This is a genomic window from Nonomuraea fastidiosa, from assembly GCF_042751225.1.
Taxonomy (GTDB): Bacteria; Actinomycetota; Actinomycetes; order Streptosporangiales; family Streptosporangiaceae; genus Nonomuraea; species Nonomuraea fastidiosa.
The window spans coordinates 16,858-34,920 of the sequence record NZ_CP170570.1 but is presented as its reverse complement, the minus strand read 5'-3'; the positions used below and the strand labels follow the sequence as shown (position 1 = coordinate 34,920).

General features: G+C 72.1%; 14 protein-coding genes. 6 read left to right on the top strand and 8 right to left on the bottom strand.

The window, feature by feature from the left end; genetic code table 11:
• The first annotated feature begins 63 nt into the window (after positions 1–63).
• Positions 64–1,659 (top strand): arylsulfatase, encoded by a 1,596-nt coding sequence (locus ACFMQL_RS00140; RefSeq protein ID WP_364070333.1) that lies wholly within the window; start codon positions 64–66, stop codon positions 1,657–1,659.
• A gap of 60 nt (positions 1,660–1,719) precedes the next feature.
• On the opposite strand, the gene ACFMQL_RS00135 is transcribed toward ACFMQL_RS00140, so the two are convergent.
• The 8 genes from ACFMQL_RS00135 to ACFMQL_RS00100 form a co-directional block, all read right to left on the bottom strand.
• On the bottom strand, positions 1,720–2,187 hold the full coding sequence (locus tag ACFMQL_RS00135) for a hypothetical protein (RefSeq protein ID WP_378784041.1): 468 nt from the start codon (positions 2,185–2,187) through the stop codon (positions 1,720–1,722).
• 129 nt (positions 2,188–2,316) lie between these two features.
• Complete coding sequence (locus ACFMQL_RS00130) at positions 2,317–2,853, bottom strand: NUDIX hydrolase family protein (RefSeq protein WP_364070328.1); 537 nt, start codon at positions 2,851–2,853, stop codon at positions 2,317–2,319.
• 21 nt (positions 2,854–2,874) lie between these two features.
• Complete coding sequence (locus ACFMQL_RS00125) at positions 2,875–3,003, bottom strand: hypothetical protein (RefSeq protein ID WP_364070326.1); 129 nt, start codon at positions 3,001–3,003, stop codon at positions 2,875–2,877.
• Positions 3,000–4,001: an NrfD/PsrC family molybdoenzyme membrane anchor subunit gene (gene nrfD / locus ACFMQL_RS00120; RefSeq protein WP_364070323.1), complete on the bottom strand. Its 1,002-nt coding sequence runs from the start codon at positions 3,999–4,001 to the stop codon at positions 3,000–3,002. Before nrfD ends, ACFMQL_RS00125 begins: the two co-directional genes overlap by 4 nt.
• Before the next feature lie 109 nt (positions 4,002–4,110).
• Complete coding sequence (locus tag ACFMQL_RS00115; protein ID WP_364070321.1) at positions 4,111–4,932, bottom strand: 4Fe-4S dicluster domain-containing protein; 822 nt, start codon at positions 4,930–4,932, stop codon at positions 4,111–4,113.
• A 4-nt stretch (positions 4,933–4,936) separates the two neighbouring features.
• On the bottom strand, positions 4,937–8,164 hold the full coding sequence (gene fdh, locus ACFMQL_RS00110) for a formate dehydrogenase (protein ID WP_378784039.1): 3,228 nt from the start codon (positions 8,162–8,164) through the stop codon (positions 4,937–4,939).
• A gap of 105 nt (positions 8,165–8,269) precedes the next feature.
• On the bottom strand, positions 8,270–9,694 hold the full coding sequence (locus tag ACFMQL_RS00105; protein ID WP_364070317.1) for a rhamnulokinase family protein: 1,425 nt from the start codon (positions 9,692–9,694) through the stop codon (positions 8,270–8,272).
• A 55-nt stretch (positions 9,695–9,749) separates the two neighbouring features.
• Positions 9,750–10,751 carry a substrate-binding domain-containing protein gene (locus tag ACFMQL_RS00100; RefSeq protein WP_364070314.1) on the bottom strand — a complete coding sequence of 334 codons (1,002 nt, stop codon included), beginning with the start codon at positions 10,749–10,751 and terminating at the stop codon, positions 9,750–9,752.
• A 289-nt stretch (positions 10,752–11,040) separates the two neighbouring features.
• Between ACFMQL_RS00100 and ACFMQL_RS00095 the strand changes: the two genes are divergently transcribed.
• The 5 genes from ACFMQL_RS00095 to argC all read left to right on the top strand — a co-directional run bounded on the left by ACFMQL_RS00095 (position 11,041) and on the right by argC (position 18,041).
• Complete coding sequence (locus ACFMQL_RS00095) at positions 11,041–12,972, top strand: beta-galactosidase (protein ID WP_364070312.1); 1,932 nt, start codon at positions 11,041–11,043, stop codon at positions 12,970–12,972.
• A 261-nt stretch (positions 12,973–13,233) separates the two neighbouring features.
• Positions 13,234–13,551 carry an L-rhamnose mutarotase gene (locus ACFMQL_RS00090; RefSeq protein WP_378784035.1) on the top strand — a complete coding sequence of 106 codons (318 nt, stop codon included), beginning with the start codon at positions 13,234–13,236 and terminating at the stop codon, positions 13,549–13,551.
• A gap of 10 nt (positions 13,552–13,561) precedes the next feature.
• A complete protein-coding gene (rhaI, locus tag ACFMQL_RS00085) occupies positions 13,562–14,842 on the top strand; it encodes an L-rhamnose isomerase (RefSeq protein WP_378784034.1) in 1,281 nt (426 codons plus the stop codon).
• The gene (locus ACFMQL_RS00080) at positions 14,725–16,767 is read left to right on the top strand and encodes a bifunctional aldolase/short-chain dehydrogenase (protein ID WP_364070305.1); all 2,043 of its coding nucleotides are present in this window, start codon (positions 14,725–14,727) and stop codon (positions 16,765–16,767) included. The genes rhaI and ACFMQL_RS00080 overlap by 118 nt, the downstream gene beginning before the upstream one ends.
• A gap of 251 nt (positions 16,768–17,018) precedes the next feature.
• Positions 17,019–18,041 (top strand): N-acetyl-gamma-glutamyl-phosphate reductase, encoded by a 1,023-nt coding sequence (gene argC / locus ACFMQL_RS00075; RefSeq protein ID WP_378784032.1) that lies wholly within the window; start codon positions 17,019–17,021, stop codon positions 18,039–18,041.
• Positions 18,042–18,063: the final 22 nt, after the last annotated feature.

Here is an 18,063-nt window from a genome sequence, read left to right as displayed (position 1 = left end):
CCCTTCGTGATCAACGGGCCTTCGCGCCGAGCCTTATTCGCCGGTACTCTCGCCGGCCTCGCCATGCCCGCGGCCACCTCGGCGGCCGCCCCGGCGAGCGCCGCCACGCTCGCGACCGCCGACACCGCCGCCGCGCGCGGCCGGCTGCCCGAGCGGCCGAACATCGTGCTCATCCTGGCCGACGACCTGGGATGGGGGGAGATCGGCAGCAACGGCCAGCGCGCCATCCGCACCCCCACCCTCGACCGCCTGGCCGCCGAGGGCGTGCAGTTCACCAGCGCCTATTCGGGGGCGCCGCTGTGCGCGCCGTCCCGCTGCGCGCTGCTCACCGGGCTGCACGCCGGGCACGGCACCGTACGCGAGAACCCCGCGGGCGGCCCGCAGCGCTCGCTGACCGCGGACGACCTCACCTTCGCCGAGCTGCTGCGGATGTCGGGCTACCGTACGGCGTGCATCGGCAAGTGGGGCTTCGGACCCGAGGACCCCGACCACGTCTCCCACCCGAACGCGCGCGGCTTCGACGAGTTCTACGGCTACATCGGGCACAAGCACGCCCACCAGTACTTCCCCAAGTACCTGTGGCACAACCGCGAGAAGGTGCGGCTGAACGGCGGCTCGTACGCGCCGCACCTGTTCCGCGAACGCGCCGTCGAGTTCATCAAGGACAGCGGCGACAGGCCGTTCCTGTTGTACTTCCCCACCAACCTGCCGCACGCCCCGAGCGCCGTCCCCGGCGATGCGGGACCGTACGAGAAGCGCCCGTGGAGCGGCCCCAACCGCCGGCACGCCGCGCAGGTGACCAGGCTCGACACCGACGTCGCCGCGCTCATCAGGGCGCTGCGCGACGCGGGCGTGGCCGAGCGCACGCTGGTGCTGTTCACCAGCGACAACGGCCCTCACCACGAGAAGGGCGTGACGCCGGAGCTGTTCAACAGCAACGGCCCCTACCGCGGCGACAAGCGCGACCTGTACGAGGGCGGCATCCGCGTCCCCATGATCGCCTGGTCGCCCGGCCTGCGGCACCGCGTGGTCAGGCGGCCGGTCGCGTTCTGGGACGTGCTGCCCACCCTGGCCGACCTCGCCGAGGTGCCGGTGCCCGCCCGCATCGACGGCCTGTCCTTCCGCGGCCTGCTCACCGGCGGCAGCGCGCCCGAGCACGACCACCTGGTGTGGAACCGGCCGCGCAAGATGCAGGCCATCCGCAAGGGCCGGTGGAAGGCGATCAGGTTCGACCCGCACATCGCCGGGGCCGGACCGCACGGCAGGATCGAGCTGTACGACCTGCGCACCGATCCGTACGAACGCAGGAATCTGGCCGCCGCCCGCCCCGACCTGGCGAAACAACTGCTGGCCAGGCTCGACCGGTCGATCGGCCCCGACCCGCGCCTGCCGTACGGGCTGCGCACGCAGGTGCGGGCCGGCGAGATCGTGGTGACCTTGCACAACGGCTCCGCCGAGCCCTGGCGCGACGTGCGGCTCAGCCTCGACGGCGAGCGGGGCGCGCGGTCGCGCAAGGTGGCGTCGCTGGCCCCCGGCATGTCGATCTCGGTGGGCTTCACGGTCCCGGCATCCGGCGGGATCACCGCGCGCGCCGACTTCAGGGCGGGCGGCAGGAAGCAGGTCTTCCGGCGCGCCCACCGGGCGCTCACCACCGGCTGACCTCCAGGGACACCTCACCTGGACGGCAGCACACTCTGATGACGAAGAGTGATGACACAACTACAGATAGTTGACATTCTGGTGACCAGGACACTCCTGCGAGAAGAGGAACGTATGAACCTGGTCACCAGAGCCGAATGGGGCGCCAAGAAGCCGACCAGCCCCTACACCCGCCTGCGGGCGACCAAAGGCGTGAAGATCCACTACACCGGCGGCGCGGTGCCCGCCGACCTCGCCGAGCCCGCGAACCACGACCGCTGCGCCGGCATCGTCCGCGACATCCAGCGCATGCACATGTCGGGCGGACGCGGCGAGCGCTACATCGACCTCGGCTACAACATGGTGTGCTGCCCCCACCGGCACACCTTCGCCGGGCGCGGCCCGCACGCCCTGCCGGCCGCCAACGGCGCGGGGCTCAACTCCGGCCACTACGCGGTGCTCGCGCTGGTCGGCAGCTCCGGGCTGACCGAGCCCAACGACGACCTGCTGCACGCCCTGGTGGACGCCATCGAATACCTGCGCGAGCACGGCGACGCCGGCCCGAGGTCAAGGGGCACCGCGACGGCTACAGCACCTCCTGCCCCGGCGACCCGCTCTACCGCTGGGTCAAGGCCGGGGCGGAGCGCCCTTGACGTCCCCGGCGGAGCCAGACAGGTCTCAGACCAGCCGGCCCACGTGGGCCAGCGCCTGCTTGAGCAGCACGCCCTGACCGTTCGCCATCTCCTGCTGCACCATCGGCGAGGCCGCCTCCTCCGGTGTGAACCACACCAGGTCGAGCGCGTCCTGCCGGGGCCTGCAGTCACCGGCCACCGGCACGATGTAGGCCAGCGAGACCGCATGCTGGCGCGGGTCGTGGTAGGGGGTGACGCCGGGCGTCGGGAAGTACTCGGCCACCGTGAACGGCTGCGGCGAGGCCGGGATGCGCGGGAGCGCCACGGGACCCAGATCCTTCTCCAGGTGACGCATGAGGGCGTCGCGGATCCGCTCGTGGTGCAGCACCCGGCCGGAGACCAGCGCCCGGCTGACCGTGCCGTCCGACAGGATGCGCAGCAGCAGGCCGACGTGGGTGACCACACCGGTGTCATCGACGCGCACCGGCACGGCGTCGATGTAGAGGATCGGCATCCTGCCCCGCACCGACTCCAGTTCCTCGGGTGCGAGCCAGGCGGGCGTCGTCTCGGTCTTTTCGGTCATCTGCTGATCGTAAGGCCAGGCTCAGCGCCGTACCGTGGCCTTGCCCCACAGGACGGCCTGCGGCGGGGTCCGGCCCGCCAGCCACGAGGCCGTGCAGACGACGAGCACGATGCCGAAGAACGGCAGATACTCCGCGACTTTCCGCTTCATCTGAGGTCACGCTCCGCTTTCGCCTTGGCCAGCCGCCTGCGCTGCGGCTGGACGGTGTAGCGGGGATCGCGAGCCGACTCCATCCCCGCCTGGAAGATCCCGAACCGGGTGCACGCCGACCCGGCCAGCAGCGCCGCGCCCGCCGCCATCGCCGCGACCCTGCTGCGCCTGCCCACGGTCGCCCCCGCCACCGCGCCCGCCAGCGACAGCGCCTCGCCCAGGCGCAGCAGCCTGCTGCGCTTGAGCGGCTCGGCCAGCGGGCCGAGACGGCGCTCCATCCGCAGGGCGGCCACGCACTCCACCGCCGCGCCCAGCAGCGCCACCCGCCGGGCCGGCGCCGCCTCCTCCAGCGGCGCGGCCAGCAGGCCGAGCCCGCCCGCCGCCGCCGTCGCCGACCCGGCGAACAGGAACGGCATCTCCCGGTGGCCCTCGTGCCAGGCCGGCACCGCCGTGTCGCAGATCAGCGCCGCCGTGTACGTCGCCACCGCCGGCCCCACCAGCCCCGCGCCGACGGTGGCCGCCCTGCCCGCGCCCGGCGCGACGCCGGTGACGTCGCAGGCCGCCGCGAGCCCGGCCTGCGGGCCGTACGCGGTGAGTATCCAGGTGCCGACGCTCATCGGCGAGGTCACCTTGAACACCCGCAGCATGTTGACGAACCGCTCGGGCCTGCCCAGGTCGTGGATGAGCGCGTACAGCGAGCCGCCCAGCGCGCACAGCGCCCCCACCTTGCCCGCCCTGGCCAGGCCCGGCCTGCCGGTCAGCTCGGCGGCCGCGGCCAGCGTGGACGACGCGCCCGCCAGGCCGCCGAGGAACAGGTAACCGGCGATGTCGGGGGCCTGCCAGGTCGGCTCCTTCAGCACCGGCCGCCCGTAATAGGAGTCGAACTCCGCCTTCGGCACCAGCAGCCGTTCGCGCCTGCGGCCCGCCGAGCCCGGCGTGGCCTCCCGTTCACTGCGCAGCTCCGCCGAGCCGTCCATCCGCACGTCTGTCTGGCTCATCCGCGCCGCCCCCGTCGCATCCGCTCTTCGTCGAAAAGATCCGCCGTCACCTGCGCCGCTCCCGTCGCGTCCGCTCGCCTCGCGAAGAGTCCCGCCGGAAGGTCCGCCGTCACCTGCGCCGCCCCTTCCACGTCAGCGCCGCCACGCCCGCCAGCAGGCCGAGCGCCGCCACGCCCACGTGCCGCCACATCGCCGGCAGGTCCCTGGTCGTCACCACCGGGTCGGGCGGCAGGCCGTACACCTCGGGCTCGTCGAGCAGCAGGAAGAACGCGCCCGTGCCGCCCACGCCGTCGCCTGTGTCGTGGCCGTACAGGCGGGCGGAGGTGGTGCCCGCCTCATGAAGCTGCGCCAGCCGCCGCTCGGCGCGCTCGCGCAGCTCGTCGAGGTCGCCGAACTGGATCGAGTCCGTCGGGCAGGTCTTGGCGCAGGCCGGCTCCTGCCCGGCTCCGAGCCGGTCGTAGCACATCGTGCACTTGGCCGCCGTGCCGCTGCTCTCGCGCTTGCCGATCACCCCGAACGGGCAGGCAGGCACGCAGTAGCCGCAGCCGTTGCAGACGTCCTCCTGCACCACCACCGTGCCGAACTCGGTGCGGAACAGCGACCCCGTCGGGCACACGTCCAGGCAGGCCGCGTGCGTGCAGTGCTTGCACACGTCGGAGGCCATCAGCCAGCGGAAGTCCATGTCGCCGACGCCCGGCTCCTGGTGGCCGAGCGGCCGCCGCTGCTCGACGAACGCCACGTGCCGCCAGGTGTCGGCGCCCAGCCCTGCCGTGTTGTCGTAGGACATGCCGGTGAACTCCATGCCGTCGTCCGGCACGGCGTTCCACTCCTTGCAGGCCACCTCGCACGCCTTGCAGCCGATGCAGATGCTGGTGTCGGTGAAGAAGCCGACGCGCCGCCCGTCGAGCTGCTCCCTCAGGTCGAAGGCCACCGCCTCACACCTCCGTTCCGGTACGGGCGTCGATCCCGGCCCGCCGCTGGTACGACCTGACCAGCTCGGGCAGCGCGGGCCCCCGTGGCCGCCGCCCCGGGCGGATGTCCGCCGACAGCGCCTTGACCTCCTGGATGTGGGAGTTGGGGTCGAGCGAGATCGACGACAGCTCGTTGGCCGCGTCGCCGGTGACGAGACCGTTGGGCCCGAAGTGGAACGGCAGCCCGATCTGGTGCAGCACCCGCCCGTTCAGGCGCAGCGACGGGATGCGGTCGGTGACCAGCACCCGGGCCTCGATGGCGTTGCGCGCCGTGATGATCGTCGCCCAGTCGCCGTGCACCAGGCCGCGCTCGGCGGCCAGCGCGGGGGAGACCTCGCAGAACATCTCCGGCTGCAGCTCCGACAGGTACGGCGTGAACCGGCTCATGCCCCCCGCCGTGAAGTGCTCGGTCAGCCGGTACGTCGTCACCACGTACGGGTAGACCGACGACCCCGGCTCGTCCCCGCTCGGCTGGTAGCGGTTGTGCTCGTGCGGATAGACCTTGCGCACCGGGCTGCGCTGCCGGCCGTACAGCGGGTTGGCGACCGGCGAGTCCTGCGGCTCGTAGTGGGTGGGCAGCGGCCCGTCCACCACCCCGTTCGGCGCGAACAGCCAGCCCTTGCCGTCGGCCTGCATGATGAACGGGTCGATGCCCGACAGCGCCTCCACACCCTGCGCGCCGGGCGGCGGCCGGTAGCCGGGGCTCTTGTCCGCCTCGAAGTCCGGCACGTCGTATCCGGTCCAGCGCTGCGCCTCGGCGTCCCACCACACCAGCCGCTTGCGCTCGCTCCACGGGGTGCCGTCGGGCTTGGCCGAGGCGCGGTTGTAGAGGATGCGCCGGTTGGCGGGCCAGGCCCACGCCCACTCGGCGGAGATCCAGTTCTGCTCGGACGCCGGCTTGCGCCGGGCCGCCTGGTTGACGCCGTCGGCGTACACGCCGCAGTAGATCCAGCAGCCGCAGGCGGTGGAGCCGTCGTCCTTGAGCGCGTGATAGCCGGGCAGCGGCCGGCCGCGCTCGTCCCAGCCGTTGATCTCGGCCAGCACGGCCTCGGCCGACGGCTCCTCCGTCTCGCCCTCGGTCGGGTAGTCCCAGGTGAGGTCGAGCACGGGCGCGTCCATCGGGTCGGTCGAACCGGCCAGCTTCTCCCTGATGATGCGGCCGAGGTGGTACATGAACCACAGGTCGCTGCGGGCGTCGCCCTGCGGCTCGACCGCCTGGTGATGCCACTGCAGCAGCCGGTTGGTGTTGGTGAAGCTGCCGTTCTTCTCGGTGTGGCTCGCCGCCGGCAGGAAGAACACCTCGGTGCGGATGTCCTCGGTCTTCAGCTCGCCCGTCTCGATCTCCGGGCCGTCCTTCCACCAGGTGGCGCTCTCGATCAGGCTGAAGTCGCGCACCACCAGCCAGTCGAGGTTGGCCATGCCGAGCCGCTGCATCTTCGCGTTGGCCGAGCCGACCGCCGGGTTCTCGCCAAGCAGGATGTAGCCCTTGCAGGTGCCCTCGAGCTGCGCGAGCACGGTGTCGTACGTGCTGTGCGAGCCGGTCAGCCGGGGCAGCCAGCCGAAGCGGAAGTCGTTGTCCGGCTGCGCCGAGTTGCCCCACCACGCCTTGAGCAGGCTGATGAGGTAGGCGGGCATGTTGGCCCAGAAGCCCTTATGCGGGGCGTCGGCCAGCAGGAAGTCGCGCAGCCGCTCGTTCTCGTGCGCGTGCGGCATCGGGATGTAGCCCGGCAGCAGGTTGAACAGCGTCGGGATGTCGCTCGACCCCTGGATGCTGGCGTGCCCGCGCAGCGCCTGGATACCCCCGCCCGGCCGGCCGATGTTGCCGAGCAGCAGCTGCAGGATGCTCGCCGTCCTGATGAACTGCGAGCCGTCGCTGTGCTGCGTCCAGCCGACCGCGTAGACGAACTCCGAGGTCTTGTCCGGCCCCGAGTTCTCCGTCAGATGCCGGCACACCTGCTCGAACAGGTGGCGCGGCACCCCGCACACCCGCTCGACCATCTCCGGCGTGTAGCGGGCGAAGTGGCGGCGCAGCACCTGCAGCACGCAGCGCGGGTGGCGCAGCGTCTCGTCGCGCTCGGGCACGCCGTCGAGCGGCATCCCGGCGCTGCCCTGCACCTCGGGGCGGCCCGGCGGGGTGCGGCCCTCGCGCCGGTCGAAGTCCTCGTCCCTGTCGCCCGACGCGGCGACCGTGGACATGCCCTCGTACTGCCAGGAGTCGGTGTCGTAGGTGCGGCTCTCCTCGGCGAAGCCGGAGAACAGGCCGTCGAGGTCCTCGGCGTCGCGGAAGTCCTCGCGCAGGATGGTCGCCGCGTTGGTGTAGTTGAGCACGTACTCGTGGAAGTACAGCTCGTTCTCCAGGACGTGGTTGATGATCGCGCCGAGGAACGCCACGTCGGAGCCCGCTCTGATGGGCACGTGCAGGTCGGCCAGCGCGCTCGTCCTGGTGAAGCGCGGATCGACGTGGATGACGACCGCGCCGCGCGCCTTGGCCTCCATCACCCACTGAAAGCCCACCGGGTGGCACTCGGCGAAGTTCGAGCCCTGGATGACGATGCAGTCGGCGTGCTGCAGGTCCTGCATGAACGTGGTGGCACCGCCGCGCCCGAACGACGTGCCGAGCCCCACCACGGTCGAGCTGTGGCAGACGCGCGCCTGGTTCTCGATCTGCACCACGCCGAGCGCCGTCAGCAGCTTCTTGATGAGGTAGTTCTCCTCGTTGTCGAGGGTCGCGCCGCCCAGGCTGGCGATGCCCATGGTGCGCGAGGTCCGCCGGCCGTCCTTCTCCTGCTCCCAGGTCGCGCGGCGGGTCGCGATGATCCGGTCGGCGATCATGTCCATGGCCGTGGCCAGGTCGATCTCCTGCCAGTCCGCCCCGCCCGGCGGCCGGTAGAGCGCCTTGTGCATGCGGCCGGGCCCGGTGGTGAGCTGCAGGCTGGCCGCGCCCTTCGGGCACAGCCGGCCCAGGCTGATGGGGGAGTCGGGGTCGCCCTCGATCTGGATGACCTTCTCATCCCGGACGTAGACGTTCTGGCCGCAGCCCACCGCGCAGTACGGGCAGACCGACTTGACCACCCGGTCCGCCGTCGCCGTGCGGGCCTTCAGCGTCTCCGTCCTCGCCGACTTGGCCGCCGGCCCCCGTGCCGTGCGGTCCGCCCCCGTGAGCTGCCGCAGCAGCGGCCACGCGAGATCCATGGCATCCCCCCGATGTCCCCGGCCCGAGTCCTGCCCGGGACGAGCGGGGGAAAACCGGCAGGTCACAACGGCCGGGACGATCTCCCGGCTCCTGGTAGAAACAGGTCAGAACAGCCGGGAGGCCGCCTCGTCCCAGGCGCGCAGGTCGCCGGAGGGCTCGTAGCGGCGCAGCGGCTGGGTCTCGGCGACCAGCGCCCGCATCTCGCCGAGGCCGGAGACCAGCCCGGCCGAGCGCGCCTGCACCAGCACGTTGCCGAACGTGGTCGCCTCCGCCGGCCCGGCCACCACCGGCAGCCCGCAGGCGTCGGCGGTGAACTGGCACAGCAGCTCGTTACGCGACCCGCCGCCGACCAGGTGCACCACCTCGACGTCGCGGCCGGACAGCTCCATCGCCTGCCGCACCGCCCGCCGGTGGCCGATCGCCAGGCTCTCCAGCACGCACCGCACGTACCCGGCGGGGGAGGCGGGCGGGCGCTGCCCGGTGCGGCGGCACTCGGCGGCGATCCTGCCCGGCATGTCGCCCGGCGGCAGGAAGACCGGCTCGTCGGGGTTGACGACGGCGGCGAACGCCGGCTCCTTCGCCGCGGCGGCCAGCAGCTCGCCCAGGTCGGCGCCCGGCCAGGCGCGCAGGCACTCCTGTAGCAGCCACAGGCCCATGACGTTGCGCAGGTAGCGTACGGTGCCGTCGATGCCGGCCTCGTTGGTGAAGTTCGCGGCCCGGCTCTCGGGGGTGAGCACGGGCTCCGGCAGCTCGACCCCGGCCAGCGACCACGTGCCGCAGGAGATGTAGGCGAACGCGGGGCCGGTGGCGGGCACGGCGGCCACGGCGGAGGCGGTGTCGTGCGAGCCGACCGCCATGACGGGGGCCGACCAGCCGATCTCGGCGGCCACGTCGGGCCGCAGCCCGCCCGCCTCGTCGCCCGGCTGCCGCAGCGGCGGCAGGATCCCCGAGGGCAGGCCGAGCTGCTTGACCAGCGGTAACGCCCACGACCTCGTGCGCACGTCGAGCAGGCCCGTGGTGGAGGCGTTGGTCACCTCGGCGCCGATCTCGCCGGTCAGCCAGTAGCCGATCAGGTCGGGGATCAGCAGCATCGTGGCGGCGCCGTCGAGCCGGTCGGCCAGGAGCTGGTAGAGGGTGTTGAACGGCAGCACCTGCAGGCCGTTGACGTCGTAGAGCGCCTCCGCGCCGACCTCGGCGGCCACCCGCTCGGGCACGCCGGCGGTGCGGTCGTCGCGGTAGTGCACCGGGTTGCCCAGCATCCGGCCGGACTCGTCGAGCAGCGCGTAGTCGACGGCCCAGGAGTCGATGCCGATCGAGGAGACCGGGCCCGCCTCGCGCAGCCCGGCCAGGATCTCCCGGTACAGGCCGAGCACGTCCCAGTAGAGGCGGCCGGCCACGCGTACGGGGCCGTTGGGGAAACGGTGCGCCTCGGTCAGCGTCAGGCCGTCGGACAGATCGGCGAGCATCACCCGCCCGCTGGAGGCGCCCAGGTCCACGGCGGCGAATCGATGACTGGTGCTGCTGGTCATGCGGTCCTCGGCGTTCTCGGCGTTCCTGGCGTCCCTGGCGTCCCTGGCGTGCGGCTCATTGGGTGGACTCCCTGGCGACGAGCTCCGGCTGGAACATGATGTGCTGGTGCGCGTGCGTGTCGGGGTTGTCGCACTCGTCCAGCAGCAGCTCGGTGGCGATGCGCCCGAGCTGGTACGTCGGCTGCCGCATCGAGGTGAGCGACACCGTCGAGGCGGCGGCGAAGTCGATGTCGTCGTAGCCCATCAGCACGACGTCCTCGGGCACCCGCACCCCCGAGCGCAGCAGCGCGCGCAGCACGCCGAGCGCGAGCAGGTCGTTGGCGCAGAAGATCGCCTCGGGCAGCCCGTCCGCGACCAGCTCACCCGCCGCCTTCTCGCCCGCCTTGGCGGTCATCGTGGCGGCCTCGACCACCCGCAGGCCGGCGGGGTCGAGCCCGGCGGCGGTCATGGCCATCTTGGCGCCCTCGCGGCGCTCGACGCACTGCCGGATGGTCAGCGGCCCGGTCACGTACGCCAGGCTCCGCGCGCCCTTGCCCAGCAGGTGGGCCACGGCCGCGCGGCCGCCCGCGACGTCGTCCACGGCCACCGCGCACTGGTCGGGGCGGTGGGCGGGATGGTCGACCAGCACCACGCTGATGCCGTGCTCGCGCAGCCGGTCGAGCCTGGCCGGGTCCTCGCCCGACGGCGTGATGAGCACGCCGCGCACGCGTTGCTCGGCCAGCACGCGCAGGTTGCGGTCCTCCTTGTCGGTGGAGCCCGCCGAGTTGCCGAGGATCACCGCGTAGCCGAGCTCGCTGGCCACGTCCTCGACACCGGCGGCGACCTCGGTGAAGAACGGGTTGCCGATGTCGATCACGCTCAGGCCGATCGTCCTGCTGTGCCCGGCGCGCAGCGTGGAGGCCGAGCCGTGCCGGACGAACCCCAGCTCGCTGATGGCGGCCTCGACCCGCTCGCGCGTGGCCGGCGCGACTTTGCCCGGCCGGTTCAGTACGTTGGAGACCGTGCCCGGGGAGACGCCGGCGAGCGCGGCGACGTCCTTGATGCTGACCATGGCCATGAAGACCAATTAAAACGTACAAACGGACGCTTGGCCAGTCACACCACCGGTAGGAGCCCGGTTCCCCTTCGCAGAACGCCGCCCATTGGGCAGTGAGATGAAAAACGTTCAACTGCAGACGCTCCGCAGCGTGGCTCGGCGTGCCTGAGTGACCGCTCAGGGTCGCCCCGCGCCGCCCGAACCCCCGCCTGAGCAGCGGAGACCGGTGGCGGGCGGCTGTCAGGACTTGTGTGCCGACGTGTGGAAACGTTTTAATCCCCCAGTAAACGATCCATGAAAGGCAGGCTTCATGCCGGATGTCATCGCGTACGGCGGCGACTGGAACCCCGAGCAGTGGCCCGAGGAGACCTGGGAGCAGGACGTCGCGCTGATGCGCGAGGCCGGAGTCAACAGGGTCAGCCTCGGCATCTTCTCCTGGTCGCTGCTCGAACCCGTCGAGGGCGTCTTCGAGTTCGGCTGGCTCGACCGGGCCATGGACCTGCTGGCGGCCAACGGCATCCGGGCCAACCTGGCCACGCCCACCGCCTCGCCGCCGCCCTGGTTCGCCGACGCCTACCCCGAGGCGCTGCCCGTGGACGCCGACGGCCGGCGGCTGTACCACGGCAGCAGGCAGGCGTTCTGCCCCAGCTCGCCGATCTACAAGGAGAAGGCGCTGCGCATCGCCGAACAGGTCGCCGTCCGCTACCGTGACCACCCGGCGCTCGCCCTGTGGCACGTGCACAACGAGTACGGCTGCCACAACGCCCGCTGCTACTGCGACGCCTCCGCCGCGGCCTTCCGCGCCTGGCTGCGCTCGCGCTACTCCTCGCTCGACGCGCTGAACGACGCCTGGGGCACCGCGTTCTGGTCCCAGCACTACAGCGACTGGGCGCAGATCCTGCCGCCGCGCGCCACGCCCAGCTTCGCCAACCCGGGCCAGCTCCTCGACTTCCGCAGGTTCAGCTCCGACGCCCTCGTCGAGCTCTACCTGGCGGAACGCGAGCTGCTCAAGCAGATCACCCCCGGCGTGCCCGCCACCACCAACCTCATGGCCGGCGCCCACTGGGACATGGACTGCTGGGCCTTCGCCGCCGAGCTGGACATCGTCTCCACCGACCACTACCTCATCGGGGCCCGCGCCGAACCGCACATCGACCTGGCCTTCGCCGCCGACTACGCGCGCTCGCTCAACGGCGGCCGGCCCTGGCTGCTCATGGAGCACTCCACCAGCGCCGTCAACTGGCAGCAGCCGCGCAACCTCGCCAAGGCCCCCGGCGAGCTGCGCCGCAACTCCCTCGCCCACCTGGCCAGGGGCGCCGACGGCATCATGTTCTTCCAGTGGCGCCAGTCCAGGGCGGGCGCGGAGAAGTGGCACTCGGCGATGCTGCCGCACGCCGGCACCGACACCAAGATCTTCCGCGAGGTGAAGGCGCTCGGCGCGGAGCTGGCCGGGCTCGCCGGCGTCGCGGGCAGCCGGGTCGAGGCCGACGTGGCGCTGCTCATCGACCACTCCAGCGTGTGGGCCCAGGACCACCCCGCCCAGCCCAGCTCCGAGCTCGACCCGGTGGAGGAGGCCAAGCGCTGGCACGCGGCGCTGTGGCGGGCCGGCGTCACCTGCGACCTGGCGCACCCCGAAGGCGACCTCACCGGCTACCGGCTGGTGCTGGTGCCGCAGCTCTACCTGGTGAGCGACGCGGGCGCGGCCAACCTGGAGGAGTTCGCGCGCCGGGGCGGCGTCGTGCTCGTCGGGCCGTACAGCGGGATCGTGGACGAATGCGACAGGGTGCGGCTCGGCGGCTACCCGGGCGCCTGGCGCGACCTGCTGGGCGTGACCGTCGAGGAGTTCTTCCCGCTCGCCGAGCCGATCAGGCTGGCATCGGGCGCGACGGGCCGGCTCTGGAGCGAGGCGGCGCGGGTCACGACGGCGAAGGTGCTCGACACGTACGCCAGCGGCGAGCCCGCCTGGACCCGCAACGAGTTCGGCGACGGCGTCGCCCACTACCTGACCACCCTGCTCGACGACGCCGCGCTGGCCGAGGTCATCGGCACCGTGTGCAGGGAGGCCGGGGTCGAGCCCGCCGCCGATACCGTGCCCGGCGTCGAGGTGGTGCGCCGCACGCGCGCAGACGGCGGCTCCTTCCTGTTCGCGATCAACCACACCGGCGAGGACGCCGCGGTCACCACCCGCGACGGCCGTACCGTCACGGTCGCGGCGGGAGACGCCGTGGTCGTCCCCGGCTGAGCCGCGCGCTGCCGAACCGGGCCCCGCCCGAGATGGGTGCCGCCGGATCCCGCGCTGCCGGCCCGCGCCCGTGCGGCCCGCGCCCGTGCGGGGGCGGGCCCTGCTGAGACGGCGCCGGGGAAACGCGCGAGGTTTGAAACGTGTCAGAGCCCGGTCCCGGCCCCGCGACGCAGGGCCGGGGCCCCGGCCGCGCATTGACAGCGGCCAGCGGGAATCATAGTTTCCTGCCCAGAACATTAAAACGTTTTGAAGGGAGTGTCAGTGCAACGCGTGTGCTTCCTGCTGAAAGTCCGCCAGGATCGGCTGGCGGAGTATCGCGAACGCCACCGCGACGTCTGGCCGGAGATGCGCGAGGCGCTGTCACGTACCGGCTGGCACAACTACTCGCTCTTCCTCAGGGACGACGGCCTGCTCGTCGGCTACCTGGAGACCGAGGACTTCGAGGCCGCCAAGAAGGCGATGGCCGAGACCGAGGTCAACGCCCGCTGGCAGGCGGAGATGGCGCCGTTCTTCGAGGACCTCGACGGCCTGCCCGACGAGGGCATGACGCCGCTGACCGAAGTGTTCCACCTGGACTGATCGGGGAGTAATGACTGACATCAAGGCCGCACTGCGGGCGCAGCACATCGAGACGCCGTCCTGGGCCTACGGCAACAGCGGCACCCGCTTCAAGGTGTTCGCGCAGAAGGGCGTGCCGCGCGACCCGTACGAGAAGCTCGCCGACGCCGCCCAGGTGCACGCCCACACCGGCGTCGCGCCCACGGTCGCGCTGCACATCCCGTGGGACAAGGTGGACGACTACGCCGACCTCGCCCGGCACGCCCGCGACCTGGGCGTCGGCATCGGAGCCATCAACTCCAACGTCTTCCAGGACGACGACTACATGCTGGGCAGCGTCACCAACCCCGACCCGCGCGTCCGCCGCAAGGCCACCGACCACCTGCTCGAATGCGTGGACATCATGGACGCCACCGGCTCCGACACGCTCAAGCTGTGGTTCTCCGACGGCATCAACTACCCGGGCCAGGACGACCTGCGGGCCCGCCAGGACCGCCTGGCCGAGGCGCTCGCCGAGGTCTACGACCGGCTCGGCGACGGCCAGCGCTTCCTGCTGGAGTACAAGCTGTTCGAGCCCGCCTTCTACGCCACCGACGTGCCGGACTGGGGCACCGCGTACGCCCACTGCGTCAAGCTCGGCCCCAAGGCCCAGGTCGTCGTGGACACCGGTCACCACGCGCCGGGCACCAACATCGAGTTCATCGTGGCGTTCCTGCTGCGCGAGGGCAAGCTCGGCGGCTTCGACTTCAACTCCCGCTTCTACGCAGACGACGACCTCATGGTCGGCGCCGCGGACCCGTTCCAGCTCTTCCGCATCATGTTCGAGGTGGTGCGCGGCGGCGGCCTCGACCCCGAGGCGAACGTCGCGTTCATGCTCGACCAGTGCCACAACATCGAGCCCAAGATCGCCGGCCAGATCCGCTCGGTCATGAACGTCCAGGAGGCCACCGCCAAGGCGCTGCTGGTGGACCGCGACGCGCTGGCCGCCGCGCAGAACGCGGGCGACGTGCTGGGCGCCAACGCCGTCCTCATGGACGCCTACAACACCGACGTGCGGCCGCTGCTCGCCGAGCTGCGCGAGGAGATGGGCCTCGCGCCCGACCCGATGGCCGCCTACGCCGCGTCCGGATACTTCGAGAAGATCGCCGCCGAGCGCGTCGGCGGGCAGCAGGCCGGCGGGGGGCCTGAACCGACATGTCGAACGTCATCAACGAGCTGCTCGACCGCTCCCACCGCCTGGGCGCGGACCCGCGCAACACCAACTACGCAGGCGGCAACACCTCCGCCAAGGGCACCGCGACCGACCCGGTGACCGGCTCCGACGTCGAGCTGCTGTGGGTCAAGGGCTCCGGCGGCGACCTCGGCACGCTCAAGGAGTCGGGCCTGGCCGTGCTCCGCCTCGACCGGCTGCGCGCGCTCAAGGACGTCTATCCGGGCGTCGAGCGCGAGGACGAGATGGTCGCGGCCTTCGACTACTGCCTGCACGGCAGGGGCGGCGCCGCCCCGTCGATCGACACCGCCATGCACGGCCTGGTGGACGCCGCCCACGTCGACCACCTGCACCCCGACGCCGGTATCGCGCTGGCCACCGCCGCCGACGGCGAGGAGCTGACCAGGCGCATCTTCGGCGACCGCGTCGTGTGGGTGCCGTGGCGCCGGCCCGGCTTCCAGCTCGGCCTGGACATCGCCGCCATCAAGGACGCCAACCCGCAGGCCATCGGCTGCATCCTGGGCGGCCACGGCATCACCGCGTGGGGCTCGACGTCCCAGGAGTGCGAGGAGCGCTCGCTGGAGATCATCCGCACCGCGGAGGCGTACCTGGCCGAGCACGGCCGCCCCGACCCGTTCGGCCCGGTCGTCTACGAGACGCTGCCCGAGGCCGAGCGGCACGCGCGGGCCGCCGCGCTGTTCCCGATCGTGCGCGGCCTGGCCTCCACCGACGCGCGCGTGGTCGGCCACTACACCGACACGCCCGAGGTGCTGGACTTCGTCTCGCGGGCCGAGCACCCGAGGCTCGCGGCGCTGGGCACGTCCTGCCCCGACCACTTCCTGCGGACGAAGGTCGCGCCGCTGGTGCTCGACCTGCCGCCGGACGCGCCGCTGGAGCAGGCCGCCGAGCGGCTGCGCGAGCTGCACGCCGCCTACCGCGCCGACTACACCGCCTACTACGAGCGGCACGCACAGCCGGACTCGCCGCCCATGCGCGGCGCCGACCCGGCGATCGTGCTGGTGCCGGGCGTCGGCATGTTCTCCTTCGGCAAGGACAAGCAGACCGCGCGGGTGGCCGGCGAGTTCTACGTCAACGCCATCAACGTCATGCGCGGCGCCGAGTCCGTCTCCACCTACGCGCCCATCCCCGAGTCGGAGAAGTTCCGCATCGAGTACTGGGAGCTGGAGGAGGCCAAGCTCCGCCGCATGCCCAAGCCCAAGCCGCTGGCCACCAGGATCGCGCTGGTCACCGGCGGCGGCTCCGGCATCGGCGCGGCCACCGCGCGCCGGCTGGCCGCCGAGGGCGCGTGCGTGATCGTGGCCGACCGCGACCTCGCCGCCGCCGAGAAGGTGGCCGCCGAGATCGGCGCGCAGGCGCACCGGCCGTCCGACGTGGCCGTGGCGATCGGCGTGGACGTCACCTCCGAGGAGCAGATCGCCGCCGCCGTGCGCGCGGGCGTGCTCGCCTTCGGCGGCATCGACCTGGTGGTCAACAACGCGGGACTGTCGCTGTCGCGCTCGCTGCTGGAGACCACGGTCGAGGACTGGGACCTGCAGCACGATGTGATGGCGCGCGGCTCGTTCCTGGTCTCCAGGGAGACCGCCAAGGTCATGATCGGCCAGGGCATGGGCGGCGACATCGTCTACATCTCCTCCAAGAACTCCGTCTTCGCCGGGCCGAACAACGTCGCCTACGGCGCCGCCAAGGCCGACCAGGCGCACCAGGTGCGGCTGCTGGCCGCCGAGCTGGGCGCTCACGGCATCCGGGTCAACGGCGTCAACCCCGACGGCGTCGTACGCGGCTCCGGCATCTTCGCCTCCGGCTGGGGCGCCAACCGGGCGAAGGTGTACGGCGTGGCGGAGGAGAAGCTGGGCGAGTTCTACGCCCAGCGCACGCTGCTCAAGCGCGAGGTGCTGCCCGAGCACGTGGCGGCGGCCGTCTTCGCGCTCACCGGCGGCGAGCTGACCCACACGACCGGCCTGCACATCCCGGTGGACGCGGGCGTCGCCGCGGCCTTCCTGCGCTGAGCGCACGCTCACTCATGGCCCCGAGCCATACGGCTCGGGGCTTTTTACGTGTGGCGGACCGGAAAACGGACAAGAACTGGTGCATGACTTGCAACGCGCCCGCATGTTTCCGGCACGTGTCCGCAGTCGGCAAGTCTCACGATGCGGTCATCAGCCCTGGCCTGGCTTGCATGTTCATCCTCTAGAGTGCATCATCTTCACAAGCAAAGTCATAAGCTATGATGCATAATCATGCAGCGGGAGGGTGTCGCATGAGGGCAGCGGTCGCGGGAGCCAGCGGCTACGCGGGAGGGGAGCTGCTCCGCCTCCTCCTCGCTCATCCCGAGTTCGAGATCGGCGCGCTCACCGCCGCCTCCAGCGCCGGCACCAGGCTCGGCGCGCACCAGCCCCACCTCGCCCCGCTCGCCGGCCGCGTCATCGACGAGACCACTCCCGAGGCGCTCGCCGGGCACGACGTGGTCTTCCTCGCCCTGCCGCACGGCCACTCCGCCGCCGTCGCCGCGCAGCTCGGCGACGAGACGATCGTGGTCGACTGCGGTGCCGACCACCGGCTCGCCGACCCCGCCGCCTGGCAGGAGTTCTACGGCGGCGAGCACGCCGGTACCTGGCCCTACGGCCTGCCCGAGCTGCCCGGCCAGCGCGAGGTGCTCAAGGGCGCCACCCGCATCGCGGTGCCCGGCTGCTACCCGACCTCCGTGCTGCTCGCGCTGTTCCCCGCCTACGCCGCGGGCCTGGCCGGGCCCGAGGTCGTCGTGGTCGCCGCCAGCGGCACCAGCAGCGCCGGCAAGTCGCTCAAGCCCCACCTGCTCGGCAGCGAGGTCATGGGCTCGGTCAGCGCGTACGGCGTGGGCGGCGTCCACCGCCACACCCCCGAGATGGAGCAGGGCCTGTCGGCCGTCGCCGGGCAGCCGGTCCGCGTCTCGTTCACCCCGACGCTCGCGCCCATGAGCCGCGGCATCCTGGCCACCTGCACCGCCCCGGCCACGCCCGGCCTCACCAAGGAGGCGCTGCGCTCGGCGTACGAGACGGCGCTCAAGGACGAGCCGTTCGTCCGCCTGCTGCCCGAGGGCGTCTGGCCGGCCACCTCCATGACCTACGGCGCCAACACCGCCGCACTACAGGTGACGCTCGACGAGCGCGCGGGCCGCGTGGTCGCCGTCATCGCCATCGACAACCTCACCAAGGGCACGGCCGGAGGCGCGATCCAGAGCGTCAACCTCGCCCTCGGCCTGCCGGAAGAGCTCGGCCTCCCCACGACAGGAGTTGCTCCGTGAGAGAGCGCAGCGTAGAGATCAG